Genomic DNA, 23,525 nt, shown 5'->3' on the forward strand with positions numbered 1-23,525 from the left:
AAGAATCACAGGAGGAATGACAAATGAGAATCAGAGAACATGACCTGCCGGGGGTAGGAAAACGGATAGCGTTTGAAAACCGGGACGGTATAACCACGGTCATGATCGTACACCATAGCGGCAAGAGAGAAATTTATTTTGTGGAAGACGAGGACGATGATGAAGCGCTTTTTTCAACCATATTCACATCTGATGAAGCGAGAGAACTGGGCGCCCGCCTGCTTGGCGTTCATGAGGACCCTGTGGATGAAGAAAGCTTTGAGCGTTTTCGCCTGTTAAGAAAGAAAATGCTTGTTGACTGGATCAAGGTGAAAAAGGGCTCTAAGATGGATGTGCGTTCAGTGGAAGAAGCCCAGACATCAATACCGGAAGGAGTTTCTATTGTGGGCATCATGAGGGATAACGATATTCTTCCGAAGCCGGAGGATGATTTTATCATTCAGGCCGGGGATACCCTGCTCGTTGTCGGGAAAAAAGACATTATTGGGCGCTTTGAAGAAGTTTGTAAGGCGAAAGGATAATTCTTATGCCGGAAATGCCTGATTTGCTTGCTGCGGGATTGATGCTGCTCGTACTTTTTGTCGGGGGATGGATGTCCTTTAAAATGCGATTCCCTGATGTCATCATCTATCTATTAATTGGAATTGTCGTCAGCAGCTGGCTGGCAGATTCTCACCTGCTGTATTTTGCCGGTGAGATCGGTATTGTCCTGCTTTTTTTTATGCTGGGGATGGAATTTCCAGTCCGGCAGCTCATGCATGTCGCAACAAAAGTTTTCCGGGCCGGAGTCCTGGACATTGTGCTCAGCTTCGGAGTTACCGTAGGTATTACGCTGGCGTTTGGGCTTGGATGGCTTGAAGCACTAATCATAGGCGGAGTCACCTACGCGACAAGCTCTTCGATCACAGCCAAAATGCTTGAAAACTCTAAACGGATGGCAAACCCCGAGTCTGAATTTATACTCGGCCTCCTCATTTTTGAGGATTTATTTGCCCCGGTCCTCGTGGCGGTGCTTGTCAGCATGACCGTAGGCAGCGGAGTTACTATAGGCACGCTCGGATGGACCTTCGTTCAAATTATTATATTGGTGGCAGGAGCAATCCTGCTCGGAATATTTGTTTTCCGAAAATTGCGTTCATTTGTGGACCGCTATATGGATGAGGATTTTTTTCTTCTTTTCGTGTTTGGTATTGCGCTTTCGTACGGCGGTATTGCTTTGTACCTGGATTTATCCGAGGTGCTGGGCGCTTTTCTGGCCGGCATTATTCTGGCTGAAGTGAAACGGAGCGACGTGCTCGAAGGCCTGGTCGTGCGCTTCCGGGATCTGCTTCTCCCAATGTTTTTTGTTTATTTCGGCACAACGATTGAGGTTGGGGAAGGAGTGCCGATGATTCCGATGCTTCTCGTGCTGCTTTTCTGGTCAGTGGCTGCGAAAATAATTGTCGGATTTGCAGGCGGGAAGCTGTACGGTCTGTCATCCAAGGTAGCTCTGCGTGCAGGCTTATCTTTAACCCAGCGCGGGGAATTCTCCATTATCATTGCAGCACTTGCTACAGGCACGCTGCGGACCTTCAGCAGTATTTTTATTCTTCTTTCGGCTCTCGCCGGAGTATATTTGTTCCAGAAAGCACCTGAGCTTGCCACAAGCATTTACGGAAAGAAAAGAAATAAAAAAACAGTATAGGACGAAGCTTTGAAGGCTGCTCATAGAAGAGCAGTCTTTTTTTATAATTTTACGAAGGCTTCATTTTTACTCATATCTACGGTATGTTGAACACAAAAAACCCGCCGGAGACTGGCGGGAGGGATTTACATGGAGGGAATCGTTCGGTGGGGAAGCTTCCATTGAAAGCGGTAGGAGCATACACGGCCGGAAACGAGCAGAACGAACAGCAGGAACAGGCCAAAGCCACCGGTAACCCAGCCCATACCGATAAATAAGCCGCCGACCAGTGCCCACAGGGCGTAGACCTCCGAGTGAAGCACCATCGGTTTTCGGTTGGCGAGCACGTCACGGATCAGTCCGCCGCCGCTGCCCGTGAGTACCGCTGCCACGATGACAGCGCTGAGGGGATGGCCCATTTCCACTGCAAAAAGGGCCCCCTGCATCGCAAAAGAAGCAAGGCCGATGGCATCAAAAAATGACCCCCAGCTGTGCCAGTGCTTCATTAAAATATTTGGAAACAGCACAAACAGCAGAATAGAGAAAAAGGAAACCTGAAAAAACAGACCCTGGCTCCAAAGCTCCGACACTGGAACCCCAATCAGAATGTTTCGAATCGCTCCTCCTCCAAACGCTGTGATAAATCCTAAAAACAATACTCCAAATATATCAAGGTCTTCCTCCATAGCGACAATTGCCCCGCTGATGGAAAAAGCGATGGTGCCTATCACCGTCAGCATATCCCAGGTCATACAGCTCCTCCTTTTTCCGGTTGATACGTCTTCATATAAAAATCGCTGCCGGAAAGGCAGCGACGGCGTATACACTTATAGTCCGAGAATGATTATAAGCTGTAACTGTAAAAATAGCAACCCAGTGTCTGTGCCAAAGAGAGCGGCGGAATATTTCTGTTAGTATGGTGCAAAGAGCAGTTAATGTTTCACTTGCCGGGGGAATTATATATAAAATGGGAACTAAAAATAATATTTATGCAAAAAGAAGGGATCCTATGGATATAGAAAGCTTACATACAAAGGCTTATGCGAAAAAACTGGATGACGATGATGTACTCCGGAAATACCGCCGGGAATTCTATATGGGTGAGACGATTTATTTAGATGGAAACTCGCTCGGACTGCTGTCGGAGAGGGCGGAAAAAAGCGTAAAGGAAATTATGGATATGTGGAAGAATCTGGGTATTGAGGGATGGACAAACGGAAGCCATCCCTGGTATTACCTGTCGGAAAAACTGGCCCAGACTTCGGCTCCGCTGCTCGGGGCAAAAGAGACAGAGGTGATTGTTACCGGTTCGACGACCGTAAATATTCATCAGATGCTTGCTACCTTTTATCAGCCTACCGCTGAACGATACAAAATACTCGCAGATGATGCGGCTTTTCCTACCGATATTTACGCATTAAAAAGCCAGCTTCATTTGCGCGGTCTGGGTAAAGAAGCGCTGGTTCAGGCGCCGAGCCGGGACGGGATGCTTGATGAGGATGATATTATTGATAGGATGAATGACGATACCGCTCTATTGTTTCTTCCGGGCGTATTGTACCGGAGCAGCCAGGTGCTCGATATGGAGCGGTTAACTAAAGAAGCCCATGCTCGCGGCATTATGGTCGGCCTCGATCTTTGTCATTCGGTCGGGTCAGTACCGCACGAGCTTCACGCATGGGGCGTCGATTTTGCCGTTTGGTGCAATTATAAGCATTTGAACGGAGGACCGGGAGCTGTTGCAGGACTGTACGTCCATGAAAAGCATTTTGGGGGATCACCGGGGCTTGCAGGCTGGTTCAGTTCAAAAAAAGCTGTCCAGTTTGATATGAAGCATACCCTCGAGCCGGAAGAATCGGCCGGAGCCTACGAAATCGGGACCCCGCATGTGCTGAGCATGGCTCCCTTGATCGGGTCTCTGGAAATGTTCGGGGAAGCAGGAATCGAACGAATCCGGGAAAAGTCCCTGGGGTTAACCGGCTATATGATCGATCTGGTTGATTCCGGTATTGGCAGCGACCTGAAGGTGATAAGTCCACGGGACCCCGCTTTGAGAGGCGGACATGTGCTTTTTAAACATGAATACGCTGCCGGCATCTGCAAGGCATTGAAAGCCAAGGGCATCGTGCCTGATTTCCGGGCACCGTCCTACATCCGGATTGCGCCGGTAGCATTGTACAATACGTATGAAGAAGTCCGGAGGACAGTAGAAACGCTGAAAAAAATCATAGATAATGAAGAATACCTGCAGTTTTCAAATGAACGTGGAACGATCGCCTGAAAAAGGTGAAAGGAAAGGAGGGCGTTTGGAGATGGAAACAGCTATTATTATTCTTTTGGGTCTGTTAATTGCTTTTATCGTTTTAGTGCCGGCAGGCCTGGTGCTTTGGATGTACGTTAAGGACCGCCGACAGAGGCAGCACGCTATTTTAAAAAATTTCCCGGTTCTCGGGAGAATGCGTTATTTAATTGAAAAAACAGGGCCGGAGTTTCGCCAGTATTTATTTAACAACGATCTTGAAGGAAAACCATTTTCAAGAGAGCAGTTCATTTCTACGGTAAAGGCTGGTAAATATAAAACACGCATGCTTGGTTACGGGTCGAAAGAGGACTTTAATACGAATGGCTATTATATCGTAAACGATATGTATCCTACGCTTGAAGAGGATGTACGCCGGGACCGGAGGGCGGAAGCAGTCCCGTCCAAAGTATATGAAATTGACAACGAACGGCTGTTTACGAGACAGGAGCACCGGGTGGAGGAATCGTTCGATCCGTTTCTGCTGGGTGAGCAGGACATTCTGACGCTTGGAAAACATAGCGGGGTCAAGCATCCCTTCCGTGTTAAGGGGCTCATCGGCCAGTCAGGCATGAGCTACGGGTCGCTCGGAGACCGGGCGATCGAAGCATTGTCCATAGGAAACGCCCGGGCTTCCGGCTCCTGGATGAATACCGGGGAAGGCGGGCTGTCAGACTATCATCTTAAGGGCGGAGCGGACATCATGTGGCAGATCGGCCCGGGATTGTTCGGTGCAAGAGACCGTGCCGGCAGCTTTAATCGGCAGCTGTTTCAGGAACAGGCAGCTTATGAGCAGGTGAAGGCTGTAGAGATAAAGCTGGCTCAGGGAGCAAAGCAGCGGGGCGGACACGTTGACGGGGCTAAGGTTACCGAAAAAATTGCCGCTGTGCGGAACGTGGAGCCATGGAAAACGATAGACAGCCCGAATCGGTTTAAAGATATTGAAACAACCGAAAAGCTTATGTCTTTTCTTGAAGAACTGCGACAGCTGAGCGAAAAACCCGTCGGTATTAAAATTACGCTTGGCTCAAGACAGCACGCTTCCAAGCTGGCAGAAGAGCTGAAGACTTCAGAGGTTCTCCCCGACTTCATTACACTGGACGGCAGCGAGGGCGGCACGGGAGCTTCCTACAAAGAAATGGCGGACAGTGTAGCCCTCCCGCTTTTTTCAGCGCTGCCGATGCTTGAAGAAGCACTGCTTGAAGCAGGAATTAGAGACAAAATCACCATCATTGCCTCCGGGAAGCTTTTAACGCCGAATAAGGCGGTCACTGCACTGGCCCTGGGCGCAGATTTGATCCATGTGGCGAGAGGATTCATGGTGAGCGTCGGCTGTATCATGGCCCAGGTTTGCCACACCAACGAGTGCCCGGTCGGGGTGGCCACGACTGATCCGAAGCGGCAGGAGGCTCTTGATATTGAAGAAAAATCCTACCGCGTCACTAATTTTATAATTTCGATGCGGGAAGGGATGCATAATTTAGCAGTGGCGGCAGGCCTCCATTCGCCGACGGAATTTAACCGGAATAATCTTATTTATAAAGATATGGATGGCCGGACGTATTCCGTCGAAGACATTGTAGAAAGAAAAATGGAAAGAACTGAAAGCAAAGCTTGAGAAGATTTTAATCCGCCACGGAGAGCGAAAACATTTCCCGGGAAATATACGGATTCTGCAGGGGGCTCAAAGATAAAAAACCGCCAAAGTGTATGCTCACTTTGGCGGTTCGTTCTATTATACAGAAAAATATGCCTGGATTTTTTCGGGCTCGAGAATGTTTCCGACATAAAAGGCTCCAAAATCGCCGTAGCGGGCAGAGACTTCGTCAAAACGCATTTCGTACACGAGTTTTTTAAACTGGAGGGCGTCATGGGCAAATAAAGTGACTCCCCATTCCCAGTCATCAAGGCCGGTGGATCCGGTAATAATCTGTTTTACTTTTCCGGCGTACTGCCGGCCGGTCATGCCATGTGCTTTCATTAATTCGCGGCGTTTATCGATCGGAAGCGAATACCAGTTGTCTTCGCCCTCCCGCTTTTTGTCCATCGGATAGAAGCAGAAATGCTCCCATTTCGGCAGGATAGGGTAAATACGGCCACGGATCCATGGGTTATCGAGAGGATCGCTGTCGTCTTCCGGAGGCATATAGTTTCCAAGCTCTACGATGGAAACGTATGAGTAGGCAGGGGTCGTGTAAGCTGCCAGCCCGGATTTATTGAAAGCAAGCTCAATATCGTGAATCTCTTTCATGGTCTCACGGAGCACCATGATAACAAAATCGGCTTTTTGACCGACAATCGTGTATAAAGCATGGCTGCCTTGTTCAGCCTCTTCCACCTGCTGAAATCCTTCAATCATACGATGGAATTCGTTAACCATCTGGTCGCGCTCTTCGCTTGGCACCTGCTTCCATGCATGCCAGTTAAAGTGGCGGAAGTCATGCAGGCAATACCAGCCGTCCAGTGTTTGAGAAGCTTCGCTCATCATGATTCCTCCTTCATCTAAACCTTCCGTTGCCCACTATACCACAGTACGAAAGCGTCCAAAACGAATATGATTGAGCAATTTGTGACACGTGCATAATTGCAGTTGAAAACGGCCATCCCTTCTGTATCAGGAATTAAGAGGGGGGACAAAAGTGTGAAAATTTACAAATCATTGAATTTATTCGTCCCGGTTTATTTTTTCTGACAGAAGGAGTATGCTAATGTATGAAAACTGTGCAGGTATTTTCATAATGAACAAACGAATGCTTCTCCGCAGGAGCTTCGCTAATTATCTGAAGAACTACTACAATGAAACCAACACCATATACACTTGTTTACAATATTTTGAGGAGGAATTTTGTTGAGCGATCTTTTCGCATCCATCTATGATCAGGTGAAAAAAGAACATCCTTCCATCGTACTGCCGGAAGGGGACGATGACCGCGTCGTCCAGGCAGCTTCACGTCTCGGGGAAGAAAATGTGCTTACCCCTATTCTTATTGGAGACGAGCAGGAGATAGAGGCCAGGGCACAGAATTTAGGCGTCTCCCTTGAGAACGTTACTGTCTTCAACCCGGAAACGTATGAAAAAATGGACGAGCTTGTAGCTGCATTTGTCTCCCGACGAAAAGGGAAAGAGACAGAGCGGACAGCAAAAGAAAAGCTAAAGGACGTCAATTATTTCGGTACAATGCTTGTATATATGGATTTTGCAGACGGGCTCGTCAGCGGGGCAGCTCACTCTACCGGTGACACCGTGCGTCCGGCGCTTCAAATTATTAAAACAAAACCGGGTATTCAAAAAACGTCCGGCGTATTTATTATGGTGAAAGAGGACCACAAATTCGTGTTCGCGGATTGTGCCATTAATATATCTCCAAGTGCTGAAGAGCTGGCGGAAATTGCGATTTCCACCGCGGAAACGGCAAAATCATTCGATATCGATCCAAAAGTAGCGATGCTCAGCTTCTCTACCAAAGGCTCGGCCGCTTCCATGGAAACGCAGAAGGTGTCCGAGGCGACAAAAACTGCCCAGGAGACCCGGCCGGATCTCGTCATTGACGGGGAATTCCAGTTTGATGCTGCGTTTGTGCCGGCGGTGGCTCAAAAGAAAGCACCGGATTCCCCGCTTCGCGGCGAGGCAAATATATTTATTTTCCCAAGTCTCGAGTCCGGCAACCTTGGCTATAAGATCGCCCAGCGTCTCGGCGGCTATGATGCTATCGGCCCGATTCTTCAGGGACTGAACAAGCCGGTGAATGACCTATCGAGAGGGTGCAGCATAGACGATGTGTATAAGCTTTCCCTTATTACGGCCAAGCAGGCCATCACTGAACGCGAAGCAGTAGCCAATAAAAAATCATAAATGAAAAAGGCCTTTCGGATAAAAACTCCGAAAGGCCTTTTTTTGCTACTGCCGCGTATCGTGAGTCTGCGTCTCCGGTACGGCTATGGTATCAAAGTTGTCTGCGAGCTTTTGCAGCCCGTCCTTCAGCGCGCTGCCGCGGATAGGCATGCCGTGGCCGGTGATTGCAGCGGCTGGCTCGAGTTTGTTTAGTTTTTTAACGGAGCTTTTAGCGGCGACCCAGTCCATTGTTAAATATTTCGGAGGTCCGTGGATTTCGAGCTTTTGCGTTGTAACACGGGAGAGGGACTCCTGTTTTACGGTAACAAAAGCATCACCGGCGATAAGGGTACGGTCGTCTTCACGAAACAGCGAGATGTGCCCCGGTGTGTGTCCCGGTGTGTGCATCCATTTCCACTCGCTCAACTCAGGGACAGAGCCGTCGGACGGAAGCGGCTGTACGAAGTCTCCCAGATTGACGGGCTCGGTTGGAAACCGCGGCGACATCTTAGCCACGAGTCCGCGGTCTACAGAGCTGTCCGCCTGTGGATAGGCTTTCTTTCCGGTCAGATAAGGCATCTCCTCCGGATGGGCGTAAACGGGAACGTTCCATTTTTTTACGAGCTCCACTACTGTACCCACATGATCAAAATGACCGTGCGTGAGTATTATGGCGTTTGGTTTATTGTTTGTGCCGTATAAATCCTCGACCGCCTGAATAACTTTATCCGAGGATTTAGGCATGCCGGTATCAACCAGCACCCAGTTGTTGTTGTTATCATGCTGCTCGATAGTACAGAGATTAACGATTTTATTTGTATAAGCGTGTACGCCCCGGGCTACCGTATGCTCTTTGCCGCTTTTCACTGAGGTCATCGGCAGATACTTATCCGCCATTGGATTATACAGCTCTTCGTTCGTTTCTTCGCTCATTATTTTCCTCCTTCAGAAATAAGCATGTATGATACGTATTTCCGTGTCCCGGATAATTAAAACCGGAAAAAGACGGACGCTCCTGTAAGCGCCCGTCTAAAAAAGCTATTATGATTTGGAGGATAATCCTCCGCGAAGATCTTTTTCGATATCCTCGAGACTGTGTCCTTTAGTTTCCGGAATAAACCGCAGTACGAATAAGAAGGCAAGAACGCCCATGAAGGCGAAGATAACGAAAACCCAATTGATCCCTATAGCGCCTAATAGAATAGGGAAGGTTAAGGAAACAATTAAGTTTGCCAGAGATAGTACGAGCGTTGTAATACCAGTAGCTGCACCACGTGCTTTCATTGGGAAAAGCTCCGGCAGCATAACCCAGACGACCGGTCCCCAGGTGGCGGAGAAAAACATAATAAATACGCCAAGGAAGACCACGATCAGCCAGGCTATAGTGGTGGTGAGTTCGACGCTGAACAAAATAATTGAAAGCGACGCGAGACTGGCCACCATCCCAACGTTACCGATTAAAAGAAGCTTTTTCCGGCCAAGCTTATCGATCGTTGCTATTGCGACCAGGGTCATCAGCACGTTTACCGTACCGATACCGACTGTGCCAAGAATTGAAGCGGCATTGCCGAGTCCTGCTTCCGTGAAGATCGTCGGCGCATAATAAATAACGGAGTTAATACCAATCAGCTGCTGAAAGGCAGCTAGCAGACAACCGACCACTAACATTGGGCGCAGCCATTTTGCCTTCAGGAGATCGCCGGTGCCTTCTTCAATGTGCTCAATTTCCTTCATCTGTTTCATTTCATCTTCGATTTCTGACTGATCGCGCGTTAAGCCCATTATGTTCCGGGCTTCCTGTTCGCGGTTACGTTTAATCAGCCAACGCGGGCTCTCCGGCATAAAGATTACGCCGATCATAAGTAGAATCGCCGGCACGGCTGCGAGCCCGACCATCCAACGCCATCCTTCAATTGGAGTGAAGGCGTAGTTGACGATGTAGGCAAGTAAAATACCGAGAGTAATCATCAGCTGGTTTAAAGACGAGAGAGCGCCGCGCTGACTTGTCGGGGCCATTTCCGATAAATACACTGGTACAAGCGCAGTTGAGCCCCCGACTGCAAGGCCGAGAATAATACGGCCGGTAATAAGTACACCTGCGTTTGGAGAAAATGCAAGAGTCAAAGAGCCAATTAAGTAAACGAGAGCGATTACAAATACTACCCGTCTTCGGCCGAACTTATCCGATACATAGCCGCTCAAACCGGCACCAACAATAGCCCCTGCGAGCAGCGAGCTGACGACGACACCCTGCAGGAAGTCCGAAAGAGGAATATCCTGATCAATGAAAATGAGAGCGCCGGATATAACACCGGTTTCATAACCGTACAATAAGCCGCCAAGGGCGCCAAAAAAGTATATCCAGCCCTTGCTTAAGCCGTTAGACATTATATACCCACCTTTAAATTTTTGTCCTGACAGGATTCTTCCACGTTTGAGATGGTCCCAAACATTTCCATTCAATAAATTCATAAGAAAACAGCCGCAAACTATACGTGTTTTTGGCTGTTTAAGGTTTTCCTATGAGCGTGGCTGGGTCGCTTTTTTGTTTCTTGCAAGCACCCGGTCGTAGAAATGTGCAAAACGGGACTGTTCGTCCTCTGTAAGCTGATCATCATATACAGAAGCACCCAGGCGTTCTGCTGTCTGCTGGATCCTCCGGTTGATGTCCTGAATGAAAAAAGCGGTGCCGTACAGTTCTTCGAGAGAAGTCATCACAGAGGGAACAACGGCCGGCCAGGTGATTTTTGTGTTTGTCTGGTCGTCAGCGGCACGCTTGTAGAATTCCCGCAAAACTTCTGCGCGGGCAGCGCCGCTCCGGGTGACGGCTAAATAAATCTGCACCGCTACCCCGCCTCTGATCCGCCGCTGTGAAATGCCTGCGAATTTTTTTCCGTCGATGCTTAAATCGTAAGATCCCGGACAGTACGATCCGACAATTTCATAAGCGTCAATGTAACCTGGACTGTCTTCAAATACTTCCTGCATAAATGCCCACATCCATTCATATCCGGCATGAATAGAAGTTCCGCGTTCTTCTTTGAAAATGAGGGACAGATTATAAATTCCCTCATCGAGTACGACAGCAAGACCGCCGGAGTTGCGTACTATAACTTCGTAGCCCTGCTCCCGGAGATATTCAAGTCCCTCGGCCGCACCCGGCAGCCGCGTGTCCTGAATACCAAGGACAACGGTGGGGGCATGAACCCAGGCACGCATAACAGAAGGGGAAGAACCCTCTCCCAGACTCACACAAAAATTATCATCAAAGGCAAAAGATTGCAATGGATCCATATTAATTCCAGTTACTGAATGATCGATCCACCGCCATTTTTTATCCGTAAAAATATCTTTCATTTCCATTTTATGTACCCCGATTCTATTCATTTTCAATTTGACCGGTCTTATTATAACACTGCTATTTCCATGTGAGATATTACACGCTACTAAATAATAGAAGAAACCAGGATTTTTCCTTTCCAAACAAAGTAATGAACAGTATAATTACGGTATCTGCCTGAGAGAGTTTTTAGTGGAGGGGCCCGAAAACAACATAGAGAGAATATTCATAATATTTATATTTGAAAAGGGGGACCTTAACATGAACAAGAAATTGACGATTTGGATTTTAATCGCGCTGGTTGCGGGTGTGATCGCAGGGATCATTTTAAGCTTTGGACCGGACAGCGTCTATAATCCGTTGGATACATACGTGTTATATCCTGTCGGCGAAATTTTCCTTAATTTAATCACAATGCTCGTAGTACCGATTGTGTTCGTTTCGATTACGCTCGGGGCGGCAGCTTTGAATCCGAGAGATCTCGGACGGATTGGCGGCAAGACGATTGCGTTTTACCTCGCCACGACCGCGATTGCCCTGACCATCGGTGTTATTGTCGCTTACGTGCTTCAGCCAGGAGCCGGCGGGGACTTTGATATTCAAAACGCTAGCTACGACGCAGAGGAAGCGCCTTCGATTACAGACACCCTGCTTGGAATTATCCCGGATAACCCGGTACAGGCAATGGCAGAAGCCAATATGCTGCAAATTATTGCTTTTGGTATCTTCATCGGTATTTCTCTCGCCATGCTTGGAAGCAAAGTATCGATGGTAACGAAATTCTTTGAACAGCTGAATGATATCCTTATGTTTTTGGTTACGATTGTAATGTACACAGCTCCGTTCGGCGCGTTTGCATTGATCGCTTCTGCTATTGGAGAAGCGGGACTGGATGGCCTTCAGTCCATTCTCATGTACGCTCTCGCAGTTATTCTTGCTCTTGTGCTGCAGGCGGGTATTGTATATACCCTTGCGATCTCTCTACTCGGCAAGGGCAACCCGCTCACCTTCTTTAAAGAATTCTTCCCGGCGATGGCCGTGGCCTTTAGTTTATCGAGCTCCAGCGGCACGCTGCCGATTTCGATGAGAATGGCCCAGGAACGACTGAAGGTAAGTAAGCCGGTATCGAGCTTCGTACAGCCGCTCGGTTCAACGATTAATATGGATGGTACGGGCATCATGCAGTCCGTAGCAGCGGTATTTATTGCGCAGGCGTACAGTATCGAGCTTTCGTTTACTCAGGTGATTGTTATTATCCTGACGGCGACTCTGGCAAGTATCGGGACTGCCGGTGTTCCGGGCGTCGGGCTGATCATGCTTTCGCTCGTGCTGACCCAGGTCGGACTGCCGGTGGAGGGCATAGCCCTAATTATTGGTATCGACCGCCTGCTGGATATGCTCCGGACTTCCCTGAACGTGACAGGCGACGCAGCGTGTGCGTTCGTCATCGACCGTTCGGAAAAACGAAAACGGGGCGAAGAGATAGAGCATATTGGAAAGTAATGATCTTAAATAGGTACCGGCGGCATATGCTGCCGGTATTTTTTATGGCTGCTTTTTTTGCTAAGCCAGGAAGGAACTTGCTATAATAATAGTATTGAAATATACGATCAGCGGGACCGCTGAAACAGAGACGGAAAGGAACGCAATGACCATGCCGGTTGGGAATAAGAAGCTTCCAGAAGAAAAAGTATTTAAGGATCCGGTCCACCGCTATATTCATATCAGCGATGAACTCATATGGGATCTGGTGGGGACAAAAGAATTTCAACGGCTGCGCCGTGTCCGCCAGCTTGGAACGACGTTTCTGACGTTTCACGGAGCGGAGCATACCCGCTTTAACCATTCCCTGGGCGTGTATGAAATCATGCGCAGGATTATCGAGGTATTTGAAGGCCGGCCGCACTGGAACGGGGATGAAGGGCTGCTTTGCCTGAGTGCGGCTCTTCTCCATGATATCGGCCACGGCCCGTTTTCCCACTCGTTTGAAAAGGTTTTTAATACAGACCATGAAGAATGGACGCGACATATCATTTTAGGTGACACAGAAGTGAATACCGTTCTCCGGCGTATGGGCGGGGATTTTCCTCAACAGGTCGCAGACGTGATAGAAAAAACCCATCCGAATAAACTGATTGTCAGCATGATCAGCAGCCAGATTGATGCGGACCGGATGGATTATCTGCAAAGGGATGCCTTTTACACCGGGGTAAGCTACGGTCATTTTGATATGGAGCGTATACTCCGGGTTATGAGGCCGACAGAGGACCAGGTGGTTATTAAGGCAACCGGCATGCATGCGGTCGAGGACTACATCATGAGCCGGTACCAGATGTACTGGCAGGTGTATTTTCATCCGGTGACGCGGAGCGCGGAAGTGATACTGACAAAGATTTTACAGCGCGTTAAAGACCTTAAAAATGAGGAGTACCCGTTTAAATACCCTCCGGACCATTTTGAAAGCTTTTTTCGCGGTGCCATTACGCTCGAGGATTACCTGGACCTCGATGAGTCGGTCGTCATGTATTATTTTTTAATGTGGCAGAAGGAAGAGGATGCGATACTTCAGGATCTGTGCCGGCGCTTCATGAACAGACGGCTGTTTAAATATGTGGAATTCGACCAGCATTTTATGATGAATGAGTGGCTTCGCCTGCAGCAGCTGTTTGCAGATCTCGGTATAGATCCTGCATATTACCTGGTCGTCGATTCTTCGTCGGATCTGCCGTATGATTTTTACCGGCCCGGCGAGGAAGAGGACCGGGTGCCTATTCATCTTTTGATGCCGGATCGCCGTCTTCGCGAATTATCGAGAGAATCGGATGTAGTAGAGGCGATATCGGGTAAAAAGCGGACCGACCATAAATTATACTACCCATCGGAGATTCTCGAAGAGCCGGGGCAGGAAGACACGAAGCAGCAGATTAAGGACATACTTCATTTAAAATTAGGGAAAGTAGAACGGTGATCCCGCCGTCTTCCGGTGAGGCCGGAAGATACATAAAGACAGCAGCAGAAAGGGAGGGGGAGCGGCATTATGTTACCGGACCACGCCAAGATCATGGCCCTGCTTGAGGATACAAAAGAAGTTATTGGACGAAAAAAACTGCAGAAAATCGTATATATCGGAAAAAAGCTGAACCTTCCATTTCAGGAAAAATACACGTTCCGCATGTACGGACCTTATTCAGAGGAGTTGACGCTCCGTCTCGAGGAACTGTGCGGCCTTGGCCTTATTACAGAATGCAAGGAAACAAAATCCGGCTACTATCAGTACCGGTATGAGCTTTCGGAAGACGGCACGTCGTTTCTGGAAAAGTTTCCGCTCGACTGGCCGTCTGAGCGGGCGAAGCCTGTCCTTCAGAGCCTGAACAGTCAGAGTGCCCGGTTTTTAGAGCTCGTTTCCACGATGCTCTATTTTGACCACCTGTCCAAAGAAGCGGTGGAAGACCGGGTAGCCGAGCTAAAAAAAAGCCAGAATTACCGCCCGGAGGAATTCGAGGAAGGCTGGGAATATATCGAATCGTTGCAGAATCAGTAAGAAAACAGGTACGATAAGAATAAGGAACAATTAAAGGAGGAGCTTTTCCGAATGAGTGAATTCAGTAAAGATAATAATAAAGGCGCTGAAAAGAAACGCGGCAGCCAGTTCAATATTTTAAGCGGGGACGCTACTAAGGGGGACGGCGGCTTTAACGCCGGTGCCCTTAGTCTGGACCATGTGACCCCCGTCTTTATCGACCCGGCAGAAGACGCAGCATTTATTGACATGGGAGCGCTGCACGCCAGATCTGAACCGGAAAAGAGGGTGAAATTCGGCCCCGATAAAAGCAATGTGCCGGATGGCAAGCTGTACTGGCTCGTATGGGTATCGACGGAGCAGGGAGAAAATGGCCCGTTTTACGCTGGTCTTGGCGCCTGCGAAATGCTTGTGGACAAAAAAGCCCGCCGTGCATACAAAAGTATGCCGGAGCATGTAAACAATCTGGATAAAGCAATTAAAGGGCGCATAGCCATTGCGCACATGGATGAGCATTCCCGCTACATTCTGCAGGAATATTTAAAAGCATTTAACCGGAACATGTGGGACAATTCGACCGAAGAGCTGTATGAAGCCTTCCGCGGAGCGGAGGAGCAATAAAAAAACGGGGCGTGCGGGGATATTTCCCGCACGTTTTGTCTGTGAAAAGAGGAGGAACCGCTATGGAAACGTGGTTTACAGAAAAACAAACGGAGCATTTCGGCATCACCGCACGTATTACGAAAACACTGCATTCCGAGCAGACCGATTTCCAGCAGCTCGACGTGGTGGAAACGGCAGAGTTCGGGAATATGCTGCTGCTTGATGGTATGGTGATGACTACAGAAAAGGACGAGTTCGTCTATCATGAAATGATGGCCCACGTGCCGCTTGCAGCACATCCAGAACCGAAGCATGTGCTTGTTGTCGGCGGCGGGGACGGCGGTGTTATCCGGGAAGTACTGAAGCACCCCTCGGTGGAGGCAGCTACGCTTGTGGAAATTGATGGCCAGGTAGTAAAGTATTCAAAAAAATATCTGCCTTCCATTGCCGGGGCGCTTGATGATCCGCGGGTCGATGTGCAGGTAGCCGACGGATTTATGCATATCGCAGAAAGTGAAGCAGCGTATGATGTGATTATGGTGGATTCCACGGAGCCGGTAGGCCCGGCGGTGAAGCTGTTTGAAAAAGGCTTTTACGAAGGTATTCACCGGGCGCTAAAGAAGGATGGCATCTTTGTCGCCCAGACGGATAACCCGTGGTTTCACGCAGACCTGCTTCAGACAGTATACAACGACGTAAAAGAAATATTTACCCATACCGAAGTATATACGGCAAACATTCCGACGTATCCGAGCGGCCTATGGACATTTACTATCGGTTCGAAGGAGTACAGGCCGAAAGAATCGCACCGAAGCCGGGCAGCAGCACTGGATACGCATTACTATACGGCGGATATACACGAGGCTGCATTTGCGCTTCCGGCTTTTGTGCAGCGGGGCCTTGAGCGGGAGGAGAAATGACTATGGATGCCTTTGATCCGGCTTACACAGGAAAGGTATTTATCGGGAGCTCTGCTTCCTATGAGGACAGCAGCGTGGTATTGTACGGCATGCCGATGGACTGGACGGTCAGCTTCCGTCCGGGCTCCCGTTTTGGCCCGAACCGGATTCGGGAGACCTCTATCGGTCTCGAGGAATACAGTCCCTATCTGGACAAGCATCTGGAGGACTATTCGTATCACGATGCCGGGGATATGGTGCTTCCATTCGGAAATCCGGTCAAAAGCGTAGAGATTATCCAGGAGACGGCGGCGCATCTGTTTGCGGATGGCAAATTCCCTCTGGGGATAGGGGGAGAGCATCTTGTGACCTGGCCGATTATGCAGGCGGCCTGCGCGCATGATCCTTCTGTCGCCTTTATTCATATCGATGCGCACACGGACCTGCGCGAAGATTATGAGGGAGAGCCATTATCCCACGCTACCCCGGTACGGAAAATCTGCGAAAAAATAGGACCGGAAAATGTGTATTCCTATGGAGTACGCTCCGGTGAAAAGGAAGAGTTCAACTATGCCCGCACGTCCGGCATGCACTTCTCCCCGTTTGAAGTAGCAGAGCCGCTGCAGCGGGATCTAAAAGAGCTGCAGGGACGCTCGGTGTATGTATCGATTGATATCGATGTTTTAGATCCGGCGTACGCGCCGGGTACAGGTACGGCGGAAGCCGGCGGCATAACGTCAAAGGAGCTGCTGGAAGCCATTCACGCAATTGCCGCTTCGGAGGTTAATGTAATCGGGGCCGATATTGTGGAAATTTCACCGCCATACGACAGCGGGGATCAGACTGCGATTGCGGCCGGAAAATGTATTCGGGAGATGCTTCTCGGCTGGACAAAATAGAAGCTGAGACCATTAAAAAGGCCGGAAAGCTTCTTAAGGTTTTCCGGCCTTTTATTTACGTCAGACGAACGGGAAGCTCTGTGAGGCCGCGCATGAGTATGCCGGGCCGCCATTCCAGGTCATCAGACGCTATGTCCAGCTGCAGCTCCGGGAAACGTTCAAGCAGCGTATTCACGGCGACTTCCGCTTCAACTCTGGCAAGCGGGGCCCCGAGACAGAAATGAATGCCTTTGCCAAAAGCAAGATGTTTGCTGTGGCCGCGGGTGATGTCGAAAACATCGGGGTCTTCAAATGCTTCCGGATCACGATTGGCCGCATCAAGCGCGACAAGTACATGGTCTCCCCTGTTGATCGTTTTTCCCTGAAGCTCGAGTGTTTCAGAGGCCCAGCGGTCGGTGCTGAATTCAACCGGTCCCTCAAAACGAAGCATTTCTTCAATGGCCGGGCGGATGAGGTCCGGCTGCTGCTGTAACGTGCGCATCTGCTCCGGGTGAGTCATCAAAGCGAACAGGCCGTTTGCAATGAGGTTTACCGTCGTTTCATGGCCGGCGATAATCAGCAGGGAAACGACTCCGTATAGCTCCTGCTCGGATAAACGATCGCCTGCTTCTTCTGCCTGGATGAGCTTACTCACCATGTCATCCTCCGGCTGCTCCCGCCTGGTGGCTATCCAATCCCTGAGGTAGGCGGTGAATTCCTCCGTGTGCTGCTGAATTTTTTCAGCTTTTCCCGGGTCGTTGGAGGCTTCGACGAGGGTGTTGGACCAGGTACGGAATTTATCCCTGTCCTCGCTTGGCACCCCGAGCATTTCGCAGATAACAATGATAGGAAGCGGAAAAGCGAAGTCATCGATAATATCAATTCGGGAGCGGTTCTGCATGTCATCAATCAGCTCATTTGCAATTTCTGTAATTCTGTTCCGCAGCTCTTCGATCATTTTCGGTGTAAATGCCTGCTGAACGAGTCCGCGCAGCCTTTTATGATCCGGGGGATCCGCAAAAAGCATATTTTGGGAAAAAATATTTTTCTGTGCTTCGGCGCGTTCTTCTTCATTTAAAAACACAGTGAAATCCTTAATGAAGCGATTATCCTTCAGTACCGCGACAGCGTCCTCGTACCGGGTAACGATCCAGGCGTAATGACCGTCGGGCATTAAGGCCTGATGTACTGGGTCATGCTGCTGGAGAGAGTGAAAGGCGGGATACGGGTTCTGGTTAAAGGCATGAGTGAATAAGCCGGCTTCTTTACTGTGGAAATCGTTCTTCATTTTGATCGGCTCCTTTATAGTAGGCTTGGGGAGGAAGTACCCGTGCATTTAAAGAAACGGGGAACAGGTTAATGATATTCCCGTTTTTTCGAAAGCGTCATCATTGTTGTTTAAAGAAGAAACAATTAGAATGTAGAAAAATACATCCTTTGCGGAGGTATAGCAAAATATGATCTATCATGAATGGAATCGTAAATGGAATGAACTTGAATGCCACCGTCTATACCGCAACGATGATTTAGAAAAGGATAAACAAGGATATATTGCGTGGGAACGGGAGCTGCCGTTTTTTAAAAGCTACCGCAGCCGTGCGTTTTATGTTGCTGATATGTCTCGTTATATTGAGCATTGGGCTGCCGATGAAGAAAGAAAAGCGAGAGCAATCACGCGTCGTTTTCCGGAAAAATTCCGGGAGCAGAAGGAGGAAGCCGACCGTCTCATCCAGGCGGACTACCGGCTGCTGCTTTACCGTCGTCTGTATGAGGGAAGAGTGCCTTACGTTTTAATGTCTCCAAGACAGATGGAAGTGTGGCTGCAGAAGGAAGAGGCATTTCAGCTGCAGCTGACAACGCTGAGTGCCGAAGAGGGTCCGCTTCAAAGCCTTTCTTTTTTGAAAAAACAGATGGGAAACAAAAATTATCGTAAATGGTTTGCCCAGCGCCGGAAAGAATGGGAAAAAATAAAGAAGCAGGACGCCATGGACCTGCTTTCTTTATCTCCGTACCGGTCGCGCCAGCGGGAAGAAAAGAAAATATAGCCCCCGGGCAGCGGTCTGTTTAAATATACGGAGCGACTGCTTTGCGGTGGGTGTGAACGTCCACACTGCTGCCGGAAACGATGAGAACAGTGGGGCCGTTAACGGATATGAGTCCATCTAAAAGAGCGCCGGCGCCGACAGCGGCTGCCCCCTCGACCACCATTTTATGCTTATCGTATAAAAACGCCATGCCACGGGCGATCGTGTCTTCATGCAGCCGGAGGCGCTGGTCGGCATAGCGCTGAACCATGGAAAAAGTGTATTGATTTTCGAGTCCGATACCTCCGAGCAGGCTGTCAGCAAGTGTCGGGGCCTCCGGTACGATAGTCGGCTTGCCGATATTCAGGCTCTCATCCATAGCAGCTCCTTCCCGGAGGGACAAACCGCTCAGCTCAAGATCAGGAATTTGTTCCTTCAGGGCAAGACCGAGGCCGGACAGCAGGCCCCCACCGGACAAACCGGTGAGCACGTGCTTCACGGAGGGTAGATGCTCGATGATTTCGAGCCCCATCGTTGCCTGCCCGGCGATGACAGAGGGGTGGTCAAAGGGAGGGATAAGAGTCAGCCCCTCCTCTTCGACGAGCCGGGCGCTAACTTCTCCGGCTTCATCCTGGCCGCTGCCTTCCACATGCAGCTCAGCGCCGCTTGCTTTGAGTGCCTCGACTTTATTTGCAGGTACGTTTTCTGAGACACATACGACGGAGCGGATGCCGAGACTGGCTGCTGCTGTCGCTACAGCGAAACCGTGATTGCCGGTGGAAAATGTGACTACGCCCTGGGCACGCTGCTCCGGAGTCAGAGAACGAATCATGTTAGTCGCTCCCCGGAGTTTGAAGGAGCCGGTGACGTGCATTTGCTCGAGCTTTAAGTACACGGGATGGCCGGCAATATTTGTCAGAGGCTGGGAAAAAAGGAGCGGCGTTTCCGGAAGTACCGGACGTAATCGCTGTCTTGCTTCCCAGGCATGCTGAAGTGTTAACATAGAATCATCTCCTGCTGCAGCAAAATTTATAATTATACTTATTTAAACATAAGCGGAGAAGCGAAAACAATACGGTCTGGCGGACGTTTGCCAGGTTGCGGATAGGGAACACCCAAATAGAAGTGTACGCAGAAAGGATGAATGAGTGTGAGAGTTGGCTTTATTGGAACAGGGATTATGGGTTCAAACATGGTAAAAAATTTAATGGATGCCGGGGAAAAGGTTACGATTTATAACCGGACTAAGCAAAAAGCACAGCACCTGCTCGACGCAGGAGCTGGGTGGCGGGAAACGCCGAGAGAGCTGGTTTCCAAGGTGGATGTCGTATTCACGATGCTGTCGAACCCTGAAGCAGTTGAGGAAATCGCGAACAGCGTGGACGGCCTGCTTGCCGGTGAAACAAGCCGGAAAATCTGGGTGGATATGAGTACCGTTAATCCCGGCTTTACCAGGCAGATGGCCAAAACCGCAAAAATGAAGGAAATGCGCCTGGTGGATGCACCGGTATCCGGATCTAAAGGGCCCGCTGAAAAGGGAGAGCTGGTGTTTCTGGCCGGCGGCCGTGAGGAGGACGTACAGAAGGTACAGCCGCTTCTCGAAATTATGGGTAAAAATGTTCATTACATGGGAGGCACTGGAAGCGGATCTGCAATGAAAATGTCCGTCAACTTAACGCTGATGCATGCCATGACGAGTTTATCAGAAGGCCTGCACGCAGCAGAAGGACTGGGACTTGATAAAGAGCAGGCGCTTGATGTGCTGCTTCAGGTGCCGACGACGGCTCCTGCTGTGGCTGGAAAGCGTGACATGCTTCTGAGCGGCAGCTACGAAACCCAGTTTCCATTGAAGCATGCCTACAAGGATTTACATTTGCTTGAGGAATCAGCGTACCAGGCAGGAATTTCCCTGCCGGTCACCGGCTCAGTCCGGGAAGCGTATGCGCTGGCAAAGCAGTACGGTATGGGTGATGAAGACTTTGCGGCGGTGTATAAGCTGCTGGCAAAAGGGAGCGAATAAAAAATCCCCGGCAGGCCTGAAAAAGCGGCCTGTCGGGGATTTTTGCTATTTAGCGGGAGCGCTGCTCTGCTGTTCTTCGTTTGCCTGACGGGTCATTTCCTTTTCTTCTTTCGGTGAGCTTAAGAAAAGGGAAAGAATCAGAGCGACAAAGGCAAGAGCCGTGCTTCCCATAAAGGCCCATTCAAATCCGGCTACCTGAGCGAGCTGGGGAGCCGCTTCTGCGGAGGTCGAGGCGTCCGGCTGATACTGCTGGGCACCTAAGGCGACAAAGGTAACCAAGAGGGCCGTACCGATAGAAGCGGAAATCTGCTGCAGCGTATTCGCCATTGCCGAGCCGTGGGCGTACCATTTCATCGGCAGCTGGTTTAAAGCTGATGTCATAACTGGCATCAGTGCGCAGGCGAGGCCGAACATGCGGATGGCATATACGATAGTTAAATACGTAAACGATGTTTCAAGCGAAAGGTTCGTAAACATAAAGGTCGTGATGGTAACAATGGAAAGCCCGGTAATGGCAAGCCATTTCGCACCGAAGGCGTCAAACAGGCGTCCGGTAATCGGCGACATAATCCCAATCACAATGGCGCCCGGTAAAAGCATCAAGCCGGATTCCAGCGGTGTAAAGCCCAACACATTCTGCATGAACAGCGGCAGAAGCGTTTCTGCTCCTATTAATGAAATCAATACCGCCATAGTGATACCGATGGCGAGACTGAATATCTTAAATTTAAACACGCGGAATTCGAGCATCGGCGACTTCAGCGTAAACTGACGCCAGACGAATAATCCGATAATCAGGGCACCGACAATTACGGCGGTAAGAACGACCGGGCTGCCCCAGCCGCTTTCGGAAGCCGTCCCGAAGCCGTACAAAAAGGAGCCGAACCCAAAGGAAGAAAGAATGATGGACAATACATCAATCTTCGGACTGCCCAGTTCGGTCACGTTTTTCAGGAAGACTGCCCCGGTAATAATTGTCAGTGCTACGATTGGAAGCACGGTAATAAACAGGGCTCTCCACGGAAAGTGCTCGAGTAGAAAACCGGAGAGCGTCGGGCCGATAGCCGGACCAAACGAAATAACGATCCCGATCATGCCCATCGCTGTGCCGCGGCGCTCCACGGGAATAATGGCCAGAAGCACTGTCATTAAAAGAGGAAGCATAATGCCGGAGCCGGATGCCTGAATAACGCGTGCAAAAAGAAGCACCGGAAACGAAGGAGCAATGGCTGCTATAGCGGTACCGGCACCGAATAAGCTGATAGCGGTCAAAAATAATCCTCTGGTAGTAAAGCGTTCAATTAAAAAGGCGGAGATTGGAATCATAATGCCGTTTGTCATTAAGAAGGCCGTCGTCAGCCATTGAACGGTCCCCTGGGTGACTCCGAGTGCGTCCTGAATGGAGGGCAGGGCAGTAGCGAGCAGTGTTTCGTTAATAATTCCCATAAAAGCACCAAGCAGCAGGGCAGTAATCATAGCTGCCTTCTGCCTGGTGGGAATGTCCCAAGATGAAGAACTCATAGTACGTGTTTCTCTCCTTTCCATGCGCTCCATTTTGCACTCAGCTTCTGTGTGTGCGTATGGAGATCCGCGTGGTGCTGCAGCTGATGCAGTAAAGCATCGATCAAAAATTCCCTCGGTATTTCTGACTTGAACTCTTCGTGAATCATTTCAGTTGTCTGGAGTGTCTTTTCAGGCAGTTCGCCCTGCGTGTGCCGGGCTTTTACAAATAAAAGCAGTGCTTCGGATTCGCAGCGGATGCTTTCCATGCCCTGCACGGGCTCTTCTCCTCCGGCCCATTCTCTCGGAAGCTGGGGATGGAGATCACTGTCATCTTTAACGATGGAATGAATCCTCTCTACGATGAATGCCGATAGCTGGTTCAACGGGAGAGCGGAAACATGCCAGGTCATAAGGGTTAAATAGGAGTGCATGATCCCTTCGAGAATGACAGCAAGATCACTGACGTAAGGGTGCACCCGGGGGCCGAAGGCTTCCAGTAGTGATTGTTCATGCCATTCCTGAAAAAAGCGGCGCATACGGTTTAAGTAGTTGGAAATTTTGTTTTCCGTATGAGGGGGGAACTCCGTGAATAGCATCTGAAAAAGTGGACGGTACTCCGTGAATTTCTCCAGCTCGATGCGTACTTTACCCTCGAGCCGCTTGAGCTCAGGCTCATGCTGCTTTCCCTGATAGTTTTCGGCTTCATAAAGCATATTTTCATGCACTTTGCGGAGCAGCTCTAAAAGCATCGTTTCTTTGGAATCAAAATGCTTATAAAAGCCGCCTTTGGATATGCCGCAGGCCGCTGTAATGTGCTGGATGGAAGTCGAGTGGAAGCCCTGCTTCACAAACAGCTGGAGTGCTGCTTCCAAAAGCTCATCCTTACGCTCTGTCATGCAGCTTTCGACCCCCTTTTTGACTCTGTGGTTACTTTTGGTGAACGT

The 23,525-nt window shown here is 49.6% G+C and carries 22 protein-coding genes; 13 read left to right on the top strand and 9 right to left on the bottom strand.

What is annotated here, in order from left to right:
• Positions 1–23 precede the first annotated feature (23 nt).
• Both ACTRXH_RS10350 and ACTRXH_RS10355 read left to right on the top strand, forming a co-directional pair.
• Positions 24–521, top strand: coding sequence for a cation:proton antiporter regulatory subunit (locus ACTRXH_RS10350; RefSeq protein WP_474261309.1), 498 nt, complete (start codon positions 24–26; stop codon positions 519–521).
• A 5-nt stretch (positions 522–526) separates the two neighbouring features.
• Positions 527–1,684: a cation:proton antiporter gene (locus ACTRXH_RS10355; RefSeq protein ID WP_474261310.1), complete on the top strand. Its 1,158-nt coding sequence runs from the start codon at positions 527–529 to the stop codon at positions 1,682–1,684.
• A gap of 125 nt (positions 1,685–1,809) precedes the next feature.
• Here ACTRXH_RS10355 and ACTRXH_RS10360 read toward each other — a convergent pair whose 3' ends face one another.
• Positions 1,810–2,415 (bottom strand): trimeric intracellular cation channel family protein, encoded by a 606-nt coding sequence (locus ACTRXH_RS10360; RefSeq protein ID WP_079474554.1) that lies wholly within the window; start codon positions 2,413–2,415, stop codon positions 1,810–1,812.
• A gap of 257 nt (positions 2,416–2,672) precedes the next feature.
• Between ACTRXH_RS10360 and kynU the strand changes: the two genes are divergently transcribed.
• Both kynU and ACTRXH_RS10370 read left to right on the top strand, forming a co-directional pair.
• Positions 2,673–3,944 (top strand): kynureninase, encoded by a 1,272-nt coding sequence (gene kynU / locus ACTRXH_RS10365; RefSeq protein WP_474282001.1) that lies wholly within the window; start codon positions 2,673–2,675, stop codon positions 3,942–3,944.
• A gap of 31 nt (positions 3,945–3,975) precedes the next feature.
• Positions 3,976–5,580, top strand: coding sequence for a glutamate synthase-related protein (locus tag ACTRXH_RS10370; protein ID WP_474282003.1), 1,605 nt, complete (start codon positions 3,976–3,978; stop codon positions 5,578–5,580).
• Between the two features lie 117 nt (positions 5,581–5,697).
• Here the strand turns inward: ACTRXH_RS10370 and hemQ are convergent, their stop codons facing one another.
• Positions 5,698–6,447: a hydrogen peroxide-dependent heme synthase gene (hemQ, locus tag ACTRXH_RS10375; protein ID WP_474277803.1), complete on the bottom strand. Its 750-nt coding sequence runs from the start codon at positions 6,445–6,447 to the stop codon at positions 5,698–5,700.
• 363 nt (positions 6,448–6,810) lie between these two features.
• On the opposite strand from hemQ, the gene pta reads away from it, so the two are divergent.
• The gene (gene pta, locus ACTRXH_RS10380; protein WP_474261314.1) at positions 6,811–7,815 is read left to right on the top strand and encodes a phosphate acetyltransferase; all 1,005 of its coding nucleotides are present in this window, start codon (positions 6,811–6,813) and stop codon (positions 7,813–7,815) included.
• Positions 7,816–7,860: 45 nt separating this feature from the next.
• On the opposite strand, the gene ACTRXH_RS10385 is transcribed toward pta, so the two are convergent.
• The 3 genes from ACTRXH_RS10385 to ACTRXH_RS10395 all read right to left on the bottom strand — a co-directional run bounded on the left by ACTRXH_RS10385 (position 7,861) and on the right by ACTRXH_RS10395 (position 11,157).
• On the bottom strand, positions 7,861–8,727 hold the full coding sequence (locus ACTRXH_RS10385; RefSeq protein ID WP_474282005.1) for an MBL fold metallo-hydrolase: 867 nt from the start codon (positions 8,725–8,727) through the stop codon (positions 7,861–7,863).
• Between the two features lie 108 nt (positions 8,728–8,835).
• Positions 8,836–10,182, bottom strand: a complete 1,347-nt coding sequence (locus tag ACTRXH_RS10390; protein ID WP_474282007.1) for a sugar porter family MFS transporter — start codon at positions 10,180–10,182, stop codon at positions 8,836–8,838.
• A gap of 132 nt (positions 10,183–10,314) precedes the next feature.
• Positions 10,315–11,157 carry a lipoate--protein ligase family protein gene (locus ACTRXH_RS10395; RefSeq protein ID WP_474282010.1) on the bottom strand — a complete coding sequence of 281 codons (843 nt, stop codon included), beginning with the start codon at positions 11,155–11,157 and terminating at the stop codon, positions 10,315–10,317.
• Between the two features lie 238 nt (positions 11,158–11,395).
• Between ACTRXH_RS10395 and ACTRXH_RS10400 the strand changes: the two genes are divergently transcribed.
• The 6 genes from ACTRXH_RS10400 to speB all read left to right on the top strand — a co-directional run bounded on the left by ACTRXH_RS10400 (position 11,396) and on the right by speB (position 17,055).
• Positions 11,396–12,637 carry a dicarboxylate/amino acid:cation symporter gene (locus ACTRXH_RS10400; RefSeq protein ID WP_474277813.1) on the top strand — a complete coding sequence of 414 codons (1,242 nt, stop codon included), beginning with the start codon at positions 11,396–11,398 and terminating at the stop codon, positions 12,635–12,637.
• A 151-nt stretch (positions 12,638–12,788) separates the two neighbouring features.
• The gene (locus ACTRXH_RS10405) at positions 12,789–14,102 is read left to right on the top strand and encodes an HD domain-containing protein (RefSeq protein ID WP_474277815.1); all 1,314 of its coding nucleotides are present in this window, start codon (positions 12,789–12,791) and stop codon (positions 14,100–14,102) included.
• A gap of 69 nt (positions 14,103–14,171) precedes the next feature.
• A complete protein-coding gene (locus ACTRXH_RS10410; protein ID WP_474261320.1) occupies positions 14,172–14,675 on the top strand; it encodes a YwgA family protein in 504 nt (167 codons plus the stop codon).
• A 51-nt stretch (positions 14,676–14,726) separates the two neighbouring features.
• Positions 14,727–15,275: a YwhD family protein gene (locus tag ACTRXH_RS10415; protein ID WP_474277817.1), complete on the top strand. Its 549-nt coding sequence runs from the start codon at positions 14,727–14,729 to the stop codon at positions 15,273–15,275.
• A gap of 62 nt (positions 15,276–15,337) precedes the next feature.
• Entirely contained in the window at positions 15,338–16,177 is an 840-nt protein-coding gene (gene speE / locus ACTRXH_RS10420; RefSeq protein ID WP_474277819.1) for a polyamine aminopropyltransferase, read from the top strand.
• Positions 16,178–16,179: 2 nt separating this feature from the next.
• A complete protein-coding gene (gene speB, locus ACTRXH_RS10425) occupies positions 16,180–17,055 on the top strand; it encodes an agmatinase (protein ID WP_474277821.1) in 876 nt (291 codons plus the stop codon).
• Positions 17,056–17,110: 55 nt separating this feature from the next.
• Here the strand turns inward: speB and ACTRXH_RS10430 are convergent, their stop codons facing one another.
• A complete protein-coding gene (locus tag ACTRXH_RS10430; RefSeq protein WP_474282012.1) occupies positions 17,111–18,322 on the bottom strand; it encodes a cytochrome P450 family protein in 1,212 nt (403 codons plus the stop codon).
• A gap of 169 nt (positions 18,323–18,491) precedes the next feature.
• Here ACTRXH_RS10430 and ACTRXH_RS10435 point away from each other — a divergent pair, with 169 nt between their 5' ends.
• Positions 18,492–19,079, top strand: a complete 588-nt coding sequence (locus ACTRXH_RS10435) for a hypothetical protein (RefSeq protein ID WP_474261326.1) — start codon at positions 18,492–18,494, stop codon at positions 19,077–19,079.
• Positions 19,080–19,098: 19 nt separating this feature from the next.
• On the opposite strand, the gene eutB is transcribed toward ACTRXH_RS10435, so the two are convergent.
• On the bottom strand, positions 19,099–20,061 hold the full coding sequence (eutB, locus tag ACTRXH_RS10440) for a hydroxyectoine utilization dehydratase EutB (RefSeq protein ID WP_474277827.1): 963 nt from the start codon (positions 20,059–20,061) through the stop codon (positions 19,099–19,101).
• 147 nt (positions 20,062–20,208) lie between these two features.
• Between eutB and ACTRXH_RS10445 the strand changes: the two genes are divergently transcribed.
• A complete protein-coding gene (locus ACTRXH_RS10445; RefSeq protein WP_474282014.1) occupies positions 20,209–21,078 on the top strand; it encodes an NAD(P)-dependent oxidoreductase in 870 nt (289 codons plus the stop codon).
• A gap of 45 nt (positions 21,079–21,123) precedes the next feature.
• Here the strand turns inward: ACTRXH_RS10445 and ACTRXH_RS10450 are convergent, their stop codons facing one another.
• Complete coding sequence (locus tag ACTRXH_RS10450; RefSeq protein WP_474261329.1) at positions 21,124–22,599, bottom strand: MDR family MFS transporter; 1,476 nt, start codon at positions 22,597–22,599, stop codon at positions 21,124–21,126.
• On the bottom strand, positions 22,596–23,477 hold the full coding sequence (locus tag ACTRXH_RS10455) for a TetR/AcrR family transcriptional regulator (RefSeq protein WP_474277829.1): 882 nt from the start codon (positions 23,475–23,477) through the stop codon (positions 22,596–22,598). Before ACTRXH_RS10455 ends, ACTRXH_RS10450 begins: the two co-directional genes overlap by 4 nt.
• Positions 23,478–23,525 lie beyond the last annotated feature (48 nt).

It is taken from the genome of Marinococcus sp. LNHM5E3-2.1 (assembly GCF_056034365.1).

Coding starts and splice junctions, on each gene's coding strand:
- ACTRXH_RS10350 (WP_474261309.1), top strand. CDS start 24: ATGAGAATCAGAGAACATGACCTGCCGGGGGTAGGAAAACGGATAGCG.
- ACTRXH_RS10355 (WP_474261310.1), top strand. CDS start 527: ATGCCGGAAATGCCTGATTTGCTTGCTGCGGGATTGATGCTGCTCGTA.
- ACTRXH_RS10360 (WP_079474554.1), bottom strand. CDS start 2,415: ATGACCTGGGATATGCTGACGGTGATAGGCACCATCGCTTTTTCCATC.
- kynU (WP_474282001.1), top strand. CDS start 2,673: ATGGATATAGAAAGCTTACATACAAAGGCTTATGCGAAAAAACTGGAT.
- ACTRXH_RS10370 (WP_474282003.1), top strand. CDS start 3,976: ATGGAAACAGCTATTATTATTCTTTTGGGTCTGTTAATTGCTTTTATC.
- hemQ (WP_474277803.1), bottom strand. CDS start 6,447: ATGAGCGAAGCTTCTCAAACACTGGACGGCTGGTATTGCCTGCATGAC.
- ACTRXH_RS10385 (WP_474282005.1), bottom strand. CDS start 8,727: ATGAGCGAAGAAACGAACGAAGAGCTGTATAATCCAATGGCGGATAAG.
- ACTRXH_RS10390 (WP_474282007.1), bottom strand. CDS start 10,182: ATGTCTAACGGCTTAAGCAAGGGCTGGATATACTTTTTTGGCGCCCTT.
- ACTRXH_RS10395 (WP_474282010.1), bottom strand. CDS start 11,157: ATGGAAATGAAAGATATTTTTACGGATAAAAAATGGCGGTGGATCGAT.
- ACTRXH_RS10400 (WP_474277813.1), top strand. CDS start 11,396: ATGAACAAGAAATTGACGATTTGGATTTTAATCGCGCTGGTTGCGGGT.
- ACTRXH_RS10405 (WP_474277815.1), top strand. CDS start 12,789: ATGCCGGTTGGGAATAAGAAGCTTCCAGAAGAAAAAGTATTTAAGGAT.
- ACTRXH_RS10410 (WP_474261320.1), top strand. CDS start 14,172: ATGTTACCGGACCACGCCAAGATCATGGCCCTGCTTGAGGATACAAAA.
- ACTRXH_RS10415 (WP_474277817.1), top strand. CDS start 14,727: ATGAGTGAATTCAGTAAAGATAATAATAAAGGCGCTGAAAAGAAACGC.
- speE (WP_474277819.1), top strand. CDS start 15,338: ATGGAAACGTGGTTTACAGAAAAACAAACGGAGCATTTCGGCATCACC.
- speB (WP_474277821.1), top strand. CDS start 16,180: ATGGATGCCTTTGATCCGGCTTACACAGGAAAGGTATTTATCGGGAGC.
- ACTRXH_RS10430 (WP_474282012.1), bottom strand. CDS start 18,322: ATGAAGAACGATTTCCACAGTAAAGAAGCCGGCTTATTCACTCATGCC.
- ACTRXH_RS10435 (WP_474261326.1), top strand. CDS start 18,492: ATGATCTATCATGAATGGAATCGTAAATGGAATGAACTTGAATGCCAC.
- eutB (WP_474277827.1), bottom strand. CDS start 20,061: ATGTTAACACTTCAGCATGCCTGGGAAGCAAGACAGCGATTACGTCCG.
- ACTRXH_RS10450 (WP_474261329.1), bottom strand. CDS start 22,599: ATGAGTTCTTCATCTTGGGACATTCCCACCAGGCAGAAGGCAGCTATG.
- ACTRXH_RS10455 (WP_474277829.1), bottom strand. CDS start 23,477: ATGACAGAGCGTAAGGATGAGCTTTTGGAAGCAGCACTCCAGCTGTTT.